This window comes from Fructobacillus sp. ChS1-6f1-1-27 (assembly GCF_059579415.1).
Window position 1 is genome coordinate 57,528 of sequence record NZ_JCAOER010000005.1, and the last position, 14,175, is coordinate 71,702.

Annotated in this window: 15 protein-coding genes; 2 read left to right on the plus strand and 13 right to left on the minus strand. The window is 41.5% G+C overall.

The genetic code is table 11. The features are described from left to right. Positions 1-12: 12 nt before the first annotated feature. The 4 genes from AC5162_RS03880 to gatC form a co-directional block, all read right to left on the minus strand. Positions 13-1,074: a diacylglycerol kinase family lipid kinase gene (locus tag AC5162_RS03880; protein ID WP_496533939.1), complete on the minus strand. Its 1,062-nt coding sequence runs from the start codon at positions 1,072-1,074 to the stop codon at positions 13-15. A 151-nt stretch (positions 1,075-1,225) separates the two neighbouring features. Continuing rightward, on the minus strand, positions 1,226-2,677 hold the full coding sequence (gatB, locus tag AC5162_RS03885; RefSeq protein ID WP_496533940.1) for an Asp-tRNA(Asn)/Glu-tRNA(Gln) amidotransferase subunit GatB: 1,452 nt from the start codon (positions 2,675-2,677) through the stop codon (positions 1,226-1,228). A gap of 10 nt (positions 2,678-2,687) precedes the next feature. Beyond that, positions 2,688-4,154 carry an Asp-tRNA(Asn)/Glu-tRNA(Gln) amidotransferase subunit GatA gene (gene gatA / locus AC5162_RS03890; RefSeq protein ID WP_496533941.1) on the minus strand — a complete coding sequence of 489 codons (1,467 nt, stop codon included), beginning with the start codon at positions 4,152-4,154 and terminating at the stop codon, positions 2,688-2,690. A 6-nt stretch (positions 4,155-4,160) separates the two neighbouring features. Then, positions 4,161-4,463 (minus strand): Asp-tRNA(Asn)/Glu-tRNA(Gln) amidotransferase subunit GatC, encoded by a 303-nt coding sequence (gatC, locus tag AC5162_RS03895; RefSeq protein ID WP_496533942.1) that lies wholly within the window; start codon positions 4,461-4,463, stop codon positions 4,161-4,163. 289 nt (positions 4,464-4,752) lie between these two features. Here gatC and rpsO point away from each other — a divergent pair, with 289 nt between their 5' ends. Both rpsO and rpsT read left to right on the plus strand, forming a co-directional pair. After that, complete coding sequence (gene rpsO, locus AC5162_RS03900) at positions 4,753-5,022, plus strand: 30S ribosomal protein S15 (RefSeq protein WP_091501309.1); 270 nt, start codon at positions 4,753-4,755, stop codon at positions 5,020-5,022. 45 nt (positions 5,023-5,067) lie between these two features. Next, positions 5,068-5,319 (plus strand): 30S ribosomal protein S20, encoded by a 252-nt coding sequence (rpsT, locus tag AC5162_RS03905; RefSeq protein ID WP_496533943.1) that lies wholly within the window; start codon positions 5,068-5,070, stop codon positions 5,317-5,319. Positions 5,320-5,387: 68 nt separating this feature from the next. Here rpsT and AC5162_RS03910 read toward each other — a convergent pair whose 3' ends face one another. The 9 genes from AC5162_RS03910 to AC5162_RS03950 form a co-directional block, all read right to left on the minus strand. Continuing rightward, positions 5,388-5,561: a hypothetical protein gene (locus tag AC5162_RS03910; RefSeq protein ID WP_496533944.1), complete on the minus strand. Its 174-nt coding sequence runs from the start codon at positions 5,559-5,561 to the stop codon at positions 5,388-5,390. Between the two features lie 192 nt (positions 5,562-5,753). Next, positions 5,754-6,776: a C40 family peptidase gene (locus AC5162_RS03915; protein WP_496533945.1), complete on the minus strand. Its 1,023-nt coding sequence runs from the start codon at positions 6,774-6,776 to the stop codon at positions 5,754-5,756. A gap of 266 nt (positions 6,777-7,042) precedes the next feature. Beyond that, positions 7,043-7,579: a UU032 domain-containing protein gene (locus tag AC5162_RS03920; protein WP_496533946.1), complete on the minus strand. Its 537-nt coding sequence runs from the start codon at positions 7,577-7,579 to the stop codon at positions 7,043-7,045. A 2-nt stretch (positions 7,580-7,581) separates the two neighbouring features. Then, a complete protein-coding gene (locus tag AC5162_RS03925; protein ID WP_496533947.1) occupies positions 7,582-8,067 on the minus strand; it encodes a Panacea domain-containing protein in 486 nt (161 codons plus the stop codon). 175 nt (positions 8,068-8,242) lie between these two features. Beyond that, positions 8,243-9,592: a DUF3329 domain-containing protein gene (locus AC5162_RS03930; RefSeq protein ID WP_496533948.1), complete on the minus strand. Its 1,350-nt coding sequence runs from the start codon at positions 9,590-9,592 to the stop codon at positions 8,243-8,245. Between the two features lie 124 nt (positions 9,593-9,716). Beyond that, a complete protein-coding gene (locus AC5162_RS03935; protein ID WP_496533949.1) occupies positions 9,717-10,373 on the minus strand; it encodes a hypothetical protein in 657 nt (218 codons plus the stop codon). Between the two features lie 195 nt (positions 10,374-10,568). After that, positions 10,569-11,009: a GtrA family protein gene (locus AC5162_RS03940; protein ID WP_496533950.1), complete on the minus strand. Its 441-nt coding sequence runs from the start codon at positions 11,007-11,009 to the stop codon at positions 10,569-10,571. Positions 11,010-11,046: 37 nt separating this feature from the next. Next, complete coding sequence (locus AC5162_RS03945) at positions 11,047-12,237, minus strand: hypothetical protein (RefSeq protein WP_496533951.1); 1,191 nt, start codon at positions 12,235-12,237, stop codon at positions 11,047-11,049. A 138-nt stretch (positions 12,238-12,375) separates the two neighbouring features. Next, entirely contained in the window at positions 12,376-14,028 is a 1,653-nt protein-coding gene (locus AC5162_RS03950) for a putative glycosyltransferase family protein (protein WP_496533952.1), read from the minus strand. Positions 14,029-14,175 lie beyond the last annotated feature (147 nt).

Consider the following 14,175-nt stretch of genomic DNA (forward strand, 5'->3'; position numbering starts at 1 on the left):
CCTTAGTCTTTCTTACTTTTTACTATCTTCTTTAGTTGGATCTTCATGACTGGCTTCAATCGCCTCAACCTGTTCAACGAACTGTTCTTGAATCTTGGCATTAGTCATATCCTTTTCAAGGATTGACCGGTCGGCGACGAATTCAATGTGCCGTTCCAGGTTTTCAAAGGTCATTGGGGCATCGCCCCCATATTCCCCGTCCAAGTTGACCTTGATTGGGTCCTGATCTTGGGGCGTAATCGTCACTTTCGAAGTCTTCTTATAAATTAATTGCGGGTTGTTGATGTGAGTCCCACCATTTAGCACCTGGGCAGCCATCTGAGTGATTTGCCAGAGGTTGGCCCCCTTTACAATCAACAGGGTAAACTTTCCGTCATCTAATTTGGCATCGGGAACGATTGATTCAAAGCCACCAACCGAGTTGGTTAGCGCCAAGAAAATCATTGAAATATCACCATCGTACTCACCATCGTCAAAAGTAACCTTGGCCTTGACCTGTTCCAACCGGGTCAAGAGTTCAGCCCCCTTGACCAAGTAGGCCAGGTAACCATACAAGGACTTCATTGCTGATGGGACGCCATAGGTAACCTCTGACAAAGTTCCCAAAGCGGCAATGTTCATAAAGTAGTGGGCATCTTTTGGCGCTACTTCTAAGCCGTCTTCATCAACCGTTGAACCAGCAGCGGAAACCCGACCAATGTCCATTTTGATGGACTGGCCCTTCAAAATCACCTTAGCAGCTTCCAAAGGATCATCGCGGGAGACCTTCAAGGCTCGGGCATAGTCATTGGTTGTTCCGGCCGGAATAATCGCCATCTTAGGGCGACTATCCAAGGGGGCAATCCCATTGACAACTTCGTTAATCGTCCCATCTCCACCAACGGCAACAATCAAGTTAAAGCCATCCAAGGCAGCCCGCCTAGCTTCTTTTTGGGCGGACAGGGGCTCCGCCGTCGTGGCAAAGGCCGAGGTTTCATAACCAGCCTGTTCATAAACGTCTAAAATGGCCAGCATTTCCCGCTTAGCCGCTTCTCGTCCAGAAGTTGGATTATAAATAACTCGTGCTCTTCTCATAACTCTTTTTCAAACAGGGTTTGACCCTTGTCCCCTTCCCAATTTCTTATATGTATGCGCCACCTGCTCTAAACTTCAGGTGGCGACTCTAAGCTAAGCAAGCAGGACGCCTGCTTAACCCCTATTTTAAAAACCGTATATCAAACCAAGGTTAACGGTTGTTTAATTCTGCCATCAATAACTTGTTCAAAACACCAGGATTGGCCTGGCCCTTGGACTTCTTCATCAATTGTCCGATTAAGAAACCAACAGCCCGGTCCTTTCCACCCTTAAAGTCTTCAATTGACTGTGGGTTAGCATCCAAAACTTCGTTAATCCAAGGGGTCAAAACGGCTGGGTCAGAAATCTGAACCAAACCTTGGTCCTTGGCATAGGCTTCCGGTTCTTCACCTTCCATAATGGCTTCGAAGACCTTCTTGGCTTGCTTGGTTGAAATCGTGCCATCTTCAATCAACTTCACCATCCCGGCCAAGTTGGCTGGGGTTAATTTAGTATCTTGAAGCTCAACCTGGTTCTTGTTCAAATAAGCGTTAACATCACCAATCAAGTAGTTGGCAACCCGCTTAGCAGCGGCTGATGAGTCGGCCCCGTTAGCCACCGCTTCATCAAAGAAGTTAGCCATTGCCAGAGTCTGGGTCAAGACTTCGGCGTCATACTGTTCCAAACCAAGGTCGGCCACATAGGCCTTTTGCCGGTCAATGGCTGACTTAGGCAAGTTTTCCTGAACCCGGTCAATCCAAGCCTGGTCGATTTGAATTGGTGACAAGTCTGGTTCTGGGAAGTAGCGGTAGTCATCCGCAACTTCCTTCACCCGCATCAAAATTGTTGACTTGGTTGGTTCGTCATAACGGCGGGTTTCTTGACGGACCTTACCACCAGAACGGATTACTTGGGCCTGGCGCTTTTCTTCAAATTGCAAGGCTGATTGGACGTAGTGGAATGAGTTAATGTTCTTCATTTCCACCCGGGTACCATAGGTATCGGACCCGTAAGGACGCAAGGAAATGTTAACATCGGCCCGCATCTGTCCTTCTTGCATCTTGGCTTCCGAAACACCAGTAAACAAGATTACCCGGCGGAGTTGCTCCAAATAAGCATAGGCTTCTTCAGGAGAGGCCAAGTCCGGCTTGGAAACAATTTCGACCAGCGGTGTTCCCTGCCGGTTCAAGTCGACGTATGAATAGCCGTCATCCCCGTGGGTGTTTTTTCCGGCATCTTCTTCGACGTGGAGTTCTTCGATACCAATCCGCTTAACAGACCCATCTGGCAAATTCACATCCAAGTAGCCATTGCGAGCTAGTGGAGTTTGCTGCTGAGTGGTCTGGTATGACTTTGGGTTATCCGGGTAAACGTAGTTCTTCCGGTCCCAACGGATTTCTTCAGTGATATCAGCGTGCAAGGCCAAAGCAACCCGCATCCCGTAATCAATGGCACCCTTGTTGGCAACCGGCAAGACCCCTGGGTAACCCCAGTCGATCACGTTGGTGTTTTGGTTCGGTGCATCGCCGTAGTGGACTGGTGATGGTGACAGCAACTTGGAGTTGGTCTGCATTTCAACGTGGACTTCTAATCCGATGGTTGTTTCAAAGTTTTGATTTGCCATGACTTTCTCCTTAATACTTGCTGGCGACCGCTGGGTGCTGGTCGTTAAAGTTGTTAGCCTGTTCAAAGGCGTAAGCGACTTGGTAAACAGTGGCTTCATCGAAGGCCTTACCGATTACCTGCATTCCGATTGGCAAACCGCCATTAAAGCCAGCGTTGACTGACATTGATGGCAAACCAGCCAAGTTGGTTGGGATGGTCAAGGCATCACCCAAGTACATTGTCTTAGGGTCGTCGATTTCTTCCCCCATGCCATAAGGTTGCGTTGGTGTGGTTGGACCGACGATAATGTCGTAGTCCGCAAAGACCTTGTTGAAGTCTTCAATAATCAATGTCCGGATTTGAGCGGCCTTCTTGAAGAAAGCATCATAGGCCCCGGCTGACAGAGAATAAGTTCCCAGCATAATCCGGCGCTTGACTTCGTCCCCAAAGCCTTCCGTGCGCGTCTTCTTATAAACTTCTTCCAAAGACTTGGCATCGTCAGCTCGGAAACCGTAACGAATACCGTCATAACGTTGCAAGTTTGAAGAGGCTTCTGACGACATCAAGATGTAGTAAGCAGCAATCCCATACTTAGTATGTGGCAATGATACTGTTTCAACCTTGGCACCCATGCCTTCGAGTTGAGCAACTGCCGCCTTAACTTGGGTAGCGACTTCTTCTGCAATTCCTTCTTCGAAAAATTCAGCAGGAACAGCGACTTTCATACCCTTGATGTCCTGACCTAATTTGGCAGTGAAGTCCGGCACTTCCCCTTCAACTGAAGTGGAGTCACGTTCGTCAAAACCGGCAATGGCGTTTAGGACCAAGGCGTTATCGCGGACGTTGCGGGTGAGCGGACCAATTTGGTCTAATGATGAAGCCATGGCAAAAAGACCAAAGCGAGAAACCCGGCCGTAAGTTGGCTTCATACCGGCCAAACCATTAAAGGCGGCTGGCTGGCGGATTGATCCCCCAGTATCAGAACCAAGGGCATATGGTACTTGTCCAGCAGCAACCGCCGCCGCAGACCCACCAGATGACCCACCAGGAACCTTGGTATAGTCCCAGGCATTCTTAGTTTGCTTGTAGTATGAAGTTTCAGATGACCCACCCATGGCGAATTCATCCATGTTGGCTTTTCCAACAATCACAGCACCAGCGGCCTTTAACTTCTTGGTAACCGTCGCATCGTAAACGGGCATAAAGCCAGACAAAATCTTGGAAGCACCAGTCGTTTCCAGTCCTTCAGTTGAAATGTTATCTTTGATAGCCATTGGAATCCCAGCCAATGGGTTTGAAAAGTCACCCTTTTCATCAATTTCACGGGCCTGGGCCAAGGCTGATTCTTCGTGCAAACGAACAAAGGCTTGCAAGTCGTCGTCAGTGGCAGCAATGTTGGCCAAGGTTTCCTTGGTCAACTCTTCTGAGGTAATTTGACCATCGACCAAAGCTTGGTGAAGGTCAGACAAGTTGGTCTTAAAGTAGTTATAAGTCATTGTCTGTTAGTCCTCCCCGTGCAAAATTGCAGGAACTTTAATCAAGTCAGCTGCTTCGTCTGGTGCTTGACCCAAAAGGGCCTTCTTTTCATTCCAATTATCAGCGACGTCTTCGCGTAAGTGGTTGACGTTTGGTGTGACTGAAAAAGTTGGCTTAACATTGGTCGTATCGACCTCCGCCATCGTTTCACACATTGAAACGATTTCCTGTAATTGCCCAGTGAAGTGCTCTAATTCCTTGTCGGAAAATTCCAACTTGGCCAAGTCAGCGACGTGAGCGACTTCTTCTTTTGAAATTGATGTTGCCATGAGGTCACCTGCATGGTAAAAACGGTTTTACCACGGCTATCCTTTCCTATCTAGTTACTATTTTATTCTACCATATGAAGTTGTCATTTCTGGGTCAAAGTCAGAAAATCTCCCCTGATTTCACGGACAAATTCAGGCCCTTTGTCGGACTCATTTGTCAGCCTTGCTTTTTAGCCAAAAACCCGTATAATTAAGCATGTTGTCAAAACAACTGTCCAAGTCCTTAGATTGGAGTCTCACCGTCTTCTTTCTCAGCACTTGGAGACATTTAAGAAAGGTGGAAATGATTATGGCCCTTACACAAGAACGTAAGAACGAAATCATGAAGGAATATGCCCGCCACGAAGGCGATACTGGTTCAGTGGAAGTTCAAGTTGCAGTTTTGACTGCCGACATTAACGAATTGAACGCCCACATGGAAATGCACAAGCATGATTTTCACTCACAACGTGGTCTTTTAAAGAAGATCGGTCGTCGTCGTAACTTGCTCCGTTACCTCCGTGGTACGGATGTTCCTCGTTACCGTGAATTAATCAAGCGCTTAGGTTTGCGCCGTTAAGCTTTGCTTTTCAAAAACTGGAATCTAATTTAAGGAGACAGACATATGCCTATCATTGAATCATCAATTCAACGGGTTCGTTTGAGCAACAAGCAACACGACCGCAACGAACCTCAAAAGTCAGCTTACCGCACTGCCGTTAAGCGCTTCTTGAAGGCTGCTCAAGCTGGTTCTGCTGATGCTGCTGACTTGTACAAGGAAGCTTCTTCAGCAATTGACCACGCTTACTCAAAGGGCTTGATCAAGAAGAACAAGGCTTCTCGTCAAAAGTCACGTTTGGCTAAGTACGTGAAGTAATTCAAAATTGATAAACGAAACCCCCGCTACTCGAATGAGTGGCGGGGGTTTTTGTGTGAAAAGAAATCCTATCGGTTAACTGATTTGACTGCTTTTTGACTGTCTAACTCTTTAGCCATGCTATCTGGTAAAACATAGGTTGCTTGAATCATTTCGTTAATCGTAGCGGACTGTTTTAACTTTGCTAAATCTGATTCGGTAAATCGCTTAACCTTTATACCTTGATAAATTTTACGTGTCATAAGCTCTTCCTCTCTTCTCTATTCATAATAACTACTCTCTTTGGCCCAATCAATAAAAAATTAACAATAATTTAAATTAAGTCGTTTTATTATACATTTATTTAAAATATATATTATAAGTGAAATTTCGTGTTAAAATCCAACTAAAAAAAGAGCTCAACAAATCGTTGAGCCCTTTTAAGATTCTTATTTTTAGACACGTCCTGCAAAGGATGGTGCCCAACCCTTAGAGATGGTTTGAATCTGAACGGTTTCCCCTTCTTGTGGAGCCGCAATAAACTGGTTGTTACCCAAGTAGATGGCAACGTGGTAAGTTGCGCCATGGTTTCCCCAGAAGAGTAAGTCACCAGGTTGGGCCTGGCTAACTGGAATCTGCGTTACCGCTGATTCTTCCGCAACTGTATAAGATGGGAAGTTGGTTGTCCGACCAGAGTGGTTTAGGACATAGGCCACAAAGCCAGAGCAGTCAAAACCAACAGATGGGTCTTTTCCACCCCAGACGTATGGCGTTCCAATCAATGACTTAGCCAAAGTCAACCAATTCGTTGTCGAAGCAGTTGAGGTTGACGTAGTGCTAGTCGTTGTCGTTGACGTGGTTTGAACAGCAACTGACTGACTCTGTGAAGTGCTTTGGCTAGCACTAACACTGGCACTAGTACTAGCAGCTGTCGATTGAGATGTGCTAGTAGAAGCACTTTGAGAGCTTGTCGTTGATGCTGTTTGACTAGTGGATGAGCTAGTTGACTGGGTCGAACTAGTTGTAGTACTTGCACTTAGTTGCAGCACTAGACCAGGGTGGATGTACTTGGATGAATCCAAGTTATTCCATGAAATAAGGTCAGCTAATGAAACATTGTTATTCTTAGCAATGGTCCACAAGTTGTCACCTGACTTCACAGTATAGGTCGCAGCTGTCTGAGTCGCAGAAGTAGCGCTAGTTGCAGTACTTGACGCTGTACTCGTTGAAGCTGTTGAAGTCGACGTGGTGCTCAAAGTCTGACCAACAAGGATCAAATTTTTATTTGAAATATTATTGATCTTAACCAGCTCATCAACGGTCATGTTGTGCGCCTTGGCGATACTAGTCAAAGTATCACCAGACTTAACCGTAATAGAGTCAGCATGGGCAACACCCTGGGCGCCAACAACAGAAACGGCCGCTCCCGCTGAAAACAGCAAAGAACGTTTCAAAAGATCTTTTTTTGAAATTTCCATAATCTATTTCCTTTCTTTTGATATCTAATTGATAAAAATATGGTCCGATTACCATACAACTCTATCATAGCAATATCAACGACAAAGAGAGGATAAGAATTGGTTAAGAAATGCTATCGCTAAGGGGGATAAGTGATAGTAGTGAGTGTAAAGATTGATTGGCAAACGAATTGTTATAATACGTCATCACTCAGTAAAAATGATGTTCACATTATGTATAAGAAATTACAAAAATATACATTTATCTTCTTTTGAACAAAAAATAGTCAATTTTCTTTATTCACACTAAATTTATATTTCATGAAATCTTCCGTATTGTATTTTACACTTGGATATAATAAATGTTTATGATCAATAAATAAAGGATAAAAAACATTATCTGGTTTCTCATAAACCCCAACAATACGAACTGATTGTTTGCCGCCTATTTGCCACCAAGTTAAGTCAGAATCTAATTTATCATAATCACTAAAATTATCTTTCAAAATTTTTTTAACAGTTTCCATGCCTGCTGAATCAATCTGATGCGAATGATTTAGCGGTGTTGCATGGGATTGTTCCTTAAATATCTTATCAGCATTCTTATATATTTCAGGGATTATTTCGTGAATAATCTCTGTGATAACCTTAGAAAAAGATTCTGAATTTTTATAAAAATTGGTAAAGTTATCCACCCTCATTGAATTTAGCCAATTATAATAACTTTTAAACGTAAATTCTGGATTAATCACCTTTTGATTGGGAACTCTTGGAGTAGGAACCTGTTGATTACTTTTTTTTGGTATCTTATTCTTTTTAGACATAGTTAACTTAATTGACTACCATAAAAGTCAAAAATAATTTTGTCATTAATCACCTCATCCATAGAAACTAAGGGTGTGTGATTACCACGAGCAATTTTCCAAGGAGCTTCTTGGTGAGTTAAATATTCTAATTGATCAGCACTTAAATCCCCATAAACTTCATAAACTTCTTCCAAAATATTTAAAGCATCAATATCTTTTATAGAACTTTTTTCAACATCTCTGTCTATGGCTTGATAACCAAAATGTTTGAATTCTTGATAAATATCTGGGTTAACAGGGCCGTGAACCCAAGCCTGAAATTCAGCTTCGAATAATTTATTATCTAATTCTTGAGAATTTTCATTCAAAAAAACAATTCCCCATGAATAAGCATAATACATTAATTTTTGTAATTTTTTAGGAGAAATTGGTTTTTCCTCTTCGTAACTTTTAGCAAGAAACCAATTCACAACATTATTTTTCTCTTCCAATACTTTTCTTACCATGTTTGCTCCTTTGCACAATAAATATTGTACTTGAATTAAGTATAACATCCTAATATTAAAGAACGAAAAACTATTTTAACATAAAATCAATAAAATTTTAAATCTAAATTTTATAATTATAACGATAAAATACAAAAGACCCACAACCTTCGTCGTGAGCCTTAAAATCAATATTTTACTTATTATCCAACACAATCCCCTTCAAACCGAAGTGAACATTATAACCCGCATTCGGGAACACATTTGATTGGTCAGCTGTAATTTCTTCCAAGCCAGAGCTAATTGAGAAAGAACGCTTAGGGTAATAGCTCAATGGCTGTACCTTAACAACCTTCTTTTTCTGACTAGCAGACAAAGAATCCAAGTATGCATAACGGTCTTTAATCGCTGCATTTGACTTGTATGCATCAACAGTTCCCAAGCCAGTCTTAACTAAACCAAGCAAGACCAGGATAGCAGCAAACGCGACTAACAAGTACTTTTCATATTGAATACGACCATCATTCAATTGCGCAATATTCAAAATCAATTGAACCAATGCAATAATTAATAAGACACTACCACCAAAGAATGACCGACCACCATCTTGGCCAAGTGGTGAAAATGACAAAGCGTAAATCGTTGCCATTCCAGCAAAGAACCACAATGTACTTTCGATTGATGCCTTCCAACCTGCTCGCCAAATATAGTAAACAGTCAGGACAAACAACACAACCAAAATCAACAAATAATGGTGATAAAGTGACTTAGTCGTAGCGATAAAGCCAGTCTTGAAGTGAGTGAAAGATGACTCTTCATACCATGAAGCTGGCATCGTCGCTCTTGTCCGGATTGCATTTCCTGGTGCCAGCACCAAGAAAGCATAACCAATGACATAGGTCACGACACTAAGTAACTGATTAACTGTCCACTTTAACTGCTTTTGATAACGACCTAAAGCCAAGTAAATCAAAACAACTAAGAGTCCACCACCAGAGGTATTTTCATTTGACCAGCCGGCCAAAATCCCAAGCAACGGCAACAAGTACCAAACCTTACTATCTGCTGCGTCCGATTGATGGAACCATTGGTAGAATGGCAAAACAAAGGTCAAAATCAAGACCGTCGTCATCAAGTAGTTCCCGGCACCAGCCCGCCAAAACATTGTTTGACCAATGGCTGAACCAAATAGCATCAACAAGCTAAATGATAACAACAAAACCATCCAACTATATGAAAACTGTTTCTTAGAATTACCCAAGTAAGTAATTAATGCAACTAGAGCTAATGACGCTAAAGTAATCAAGACACTGGTTACATACAAGTTTCCTGAGGCCAAAATCCGCCATAATGTTTGGCCAATGGCCCGGCCGTTCCAGTTCAGGTAATCACCTTTAGCTTGATTATACAAAGTCGTCAAAGTTTGGTGCTTTGAAATGTACAAATCATCATCAAACAACGGAGTATCAACGTTAATCAAAAAGAAAAAAACTGATAATAGCCCTGCCAACGACCAGTACAAATAATTCTTGGTTGTCTTCAACATGTTAACTTCTATCTCTTTTCATTAAAAACTTCTTATTACAACTTTTTAATTGTATCACAAAATCGAACACTTCCACTTTCTAGCAATATAAAAAGAAGCTAATTACTTAGCTTCTTTTTATGAATCAGTCATTCAATTGCAAATTCAACTGATCGACCGCCTGACGGCCACCAATCTTATTAACGTAAGTCAAAATATCCATCAGGGAAGCCCGGTAGCTACCAGAACCATCTTTACTGAAACTAAATGGTTGAATGGAACCAAGGCTATCGCCCATAATATACTGGTAAGTCGCAGTGACAGCACTAGTCCCCTGCCCCTGTACACTAACGGTAAAGGTTGGCTGGCTACCGCTTTGCTTGGTCATCACGATTCCCTTTGATTTTTGGCTAGCTAGTTGTTTCCAATTACTATCACCACGAGCCATCCCGTACAAAGCAATCATGCTATAGGCAGTTTGGTCACTTGAGCGGAAGTCATCTTCAGTCAAAGTATTAGCAGACGTTGTACTTTGTTGGTTAGACGACTGACTAGAACTAGCCTGTGAACTTGAACTACTGCTTGATGAGACCGCTGAATCAGTCTCGTCATTAGTGGCAGAACCACTGTAAGTCAAAGAGGAACTGCTAACTTTACTTGAATTAGTAGACTGCTTCTTTTGTTGGCTCACTTTTGGAAAGAAAAAGATATTATTGTCGGAATTAGCAAATACGGCCGTTGTTCCAACTGACAACACGGCCACCGCTGCTGTAATGGTTAGCAAAATCTTCTTGTTGGCCATGATTCTGCATGCTCCTTGTAATTTGAGATTATCGCATCACATCACCTCTCGGCTCGAGCAAAAAGCGTCGTCGATTAAATGTAACTCAATATGTCTAATATATCTTAAATATTAATAAATTACAATAATATGCCCACCAATTTCCTAAGAAATTTTAACAAAAAAGGAAGTGCCCAAGGCACTTCCTAAATACTATCAAGATTCAAGTTCCTCAATCTTCTCTTCCACCTTCTTAAAGATAAAGAGCTTACTCAAAACATAATTAGAAATAATCACAAAGATATTTTGAATACCATTCCAAATCAAATCGTTTTGGTGAAGAATATCGACACCGAAAGCTAAGATAAACCAACCAATTACACCCGTCACAATTCGGGCCAGGTAAAACTGCCAAACTTCACGGAATAACCCTTTCGCATCAGTAACCTTTGACTGAAAGACCCAAATCCGGTTGGTGATGTAAGCAAAGAAAACCGCGATAAACCATGAGGCAATATAGGCTGCCGAATAATTCCAGTGTAGACCTGTTGAAAACAGGGCATAACTGATAACGTTAACCACAAAAGTTGCCCCACCAAAGAACAAGTAAAGAATTGTTTCCTGGTATTGTTTAAAAAGTTCAATTAATTTTTTCATAATAAATTTAGTTAACCACTTCTAGATAAAAATTATTTTAAGCCACAGCCTTACTGGCCTTTTGCTTAGCAAGCACAAGGTAAGTAACATACAGATAAGCAACCAAGTACATCAAAGCCCAAATAGGCTTTGGCAAAAACGCAGTATGGGTTAAGTAATTAAGATAAGCCAATATAACAGCGAATTCTATCAACACTGTTGGCCATAGATATTTCTTAGGACGCCAAACTGATAGAGCAACCATTAACACTTCCACCACATAGCCATAGCGTTCATGCATTGCCGGTAAGAACATCACGCAAGTCCAGACAAACCACAACGCAATCAAAACATAGGTTTCATTCGTCATCGTCTTACCACGGTATTGGAAGAAGAAGTAGGCAAAAGCTGCTAGTACAATCACCATCGTCAAAGACACAGCAATCGTGTGGTACTGGTCATAAGCGGTTCTGACGTTTTCATTCAAAAACATCCAGACATTTGGCATGTTCGCCGTAATTCGTTTAAATGTATCCAACTGGGTTGTATAGACCGTAATCGGGTCTAACAAGTTTCGACCAAACAAAAAGCTTGGAATCGAAACGACATACGACACAGCAGGAATAATCAAAAAGTTCCAAATTGAAAAATTGCGTTTCAACAAGTAAATCAAAAAGACAAATGGGAAGACAAAGATTGCTTGTAACTTAAAAGCTAGAGCAAATCCCAACATCACAAAAGCAGCCAAGTTTCTTTCTTTCCAAAGGTATGCCAGGCCTAGAACCACAAAGGCTGAATAGATGGCATCAGCTTGGCCCCAAAAAGCAGAGTTCAAGATAACAGTTGGCAATAATAACGTTCCCGCATAACCATAGACAAAATACTTATATTTGTTTGTATCAGCTAGTGTATAAGCAAACCAACCAATTCCAATTGCCGTCAAGAAATCAAAAACAACGGAAAACAATTTAAAAGCCGTTACAGCTGGAATATGCAAATTAACCGCTAGGATAATAAACTGCTGGTACAAAATATTATAGTTACCGACCGGGGTATGTAATGCCTTAAGCGGACCCATTGCCCGAATTTGGTCATACCAAACTGTTAGGCAGGCCCGCATATCACCACTAATTTCGGCCCAACCGGCCAATCTTAGCAAGATGGCAATTAGAGTAATCCAGGCAATTTCTTTCCACAGCCGGTTTTCCTTCAAACCATTCGTAAAATTTTTAATTGATGCCTTTGTCATTTTTTGACTCTTTCTCTAATAAATAATCAACCATTCATATTCTTGGTTTCACTAAAGGATATCTCGCCTGCGCAAAATATCAATTTGGTCACCAAAAAATTATATCACAATCAGGCCCATAAATTAGCCTGATAGGTATTAGGCGTCAGTTTTCTTTCTATAGTTAATCTTATCAACCAATATGCCAAATAATGAAACCGCCACCGTAAGCACCGAAACCATAAATAAGAAGTAATTTCTGGAGCTATCAGCCTGTAATTTAACAAGATGGCTCCCACTCAACTTAATCTTCACTTGGTTATTCGATTGACTCTTAACAGTTTTTCCATCAACTGTAATCTTATACTTAAAGCCATCGTACATAACCGCTGGCAATGTGATCACTTGGTTTCGACCTGCATTCACCTTGTAAGTTACGGAATCAGCAGTTCGTTTCCCCTCCGAATAATAACCAACACTAACATCTTTCATTGACTCACCGTAAATCCGGCCAGTCTTTTTGGACTTAGGTAAGTAATCCCGTGAACTTGGTGTATTCTTCAAAACGTATTCATAGTTTTTAGCTGTTAAATAAATATGACGGTCAACATTAATATAAGTCCGGTGGGTTTGGTAAAAGCCAAAGACAGAAAAAAGAATGATTAGAATTTCAATCAATAAAATCCTATTAAAGTTAATTTTAGTCAACCGGTCTTGAGCAAAGTAAATAACGGCGGCAACCGCCAACATCAGAACAATAATTAATTCCAACCGACCCAAGAATTGAATCACAGCAACCGGTGTGTGAAGCAACTTATCCCACGGTAACCAATTAAATAGTAAGGCAGTAATGATATCTGCCCCATACAGCCAGCTCTTCCATTTTGCCTTCTTGCTAGTTCTAAATGCCACGACAGTTAAAATAACCTGCAAGGCAAACAGTGGCAGGCCATAGGTCCAGACTGGGCGCTCATTCAAGTTGTTTCGAATCAGCGAAGTCAAAAAGAGGTCAGGGTCAATTGTCCGTAAAACAGAATAAGGACCAACGAAGTTGGAATGAATTGATAAAATTACAATATTAAATAGTGAATAGGCACCAATTAATGCAGCCACTAGTGCAGCCTTCGCCATCTCGATAATCTTTTTTGCAGTCACCTGCTTCCGGTATAACTGAACCAATTCGTAAATCACAGCAAAAATCACGGCCATCAACAAAGATAAGACGTGACTATTAGCCAGCATTCCCATCCCAAGTCCAAGAATCCAGAAACCGTTTTTCTGATTTCGCTGAATACGGGTCAAGCCGAGTAGCACAAGCGGCATCCAGGCGAAGCCAAGTGCTTCGCCAACTGCTGTTCTGGTATACAAGTCAATAAAGTGAAAGTTATTAAACTCGTAAATAATCACACCCAACCAAACAACGTATTGATTAGTTGAGAATTCTTCCATCAACTTCTTGGCATTAAGCATTGTTAAGCAGTTCAAAATAAAAAAGCCAACGGCTAATCCAATAAATTGGTCCTTAACTAGTAGCTGCGGAATGATAAAAATCAATCCTGAAACCCATGGGTACATCGCATTAATCGCAACACCGGGTTGACTGTTACTAGGAGCATATATGAAATTGAATAACGATGGTAAGTGGCCAGCCTTAATTGAGGACTCAACACTGGCAAAGCGGTCTAAATGAAAAGCCCCATCAAGAGAAAGGTTATAGTATTTTCCAATAAAGGCTGGGCTGATAGCAATGATGGCCAAAATCGCAATCAAAAGAGTATTGATAATTATGGTTTTCCTTTGAATATTAAACATATCAGATTCCTAATTTCATATATAGTGAACTCCCTACTTGAACTTCTTCCTTCACTTAAATAGAGATTTACTACAATATTTCAATAAAACAAAAATATCTATCCGTTTTCTACTGCAGACAGAATAAAATCCATAAACTAAAAATTA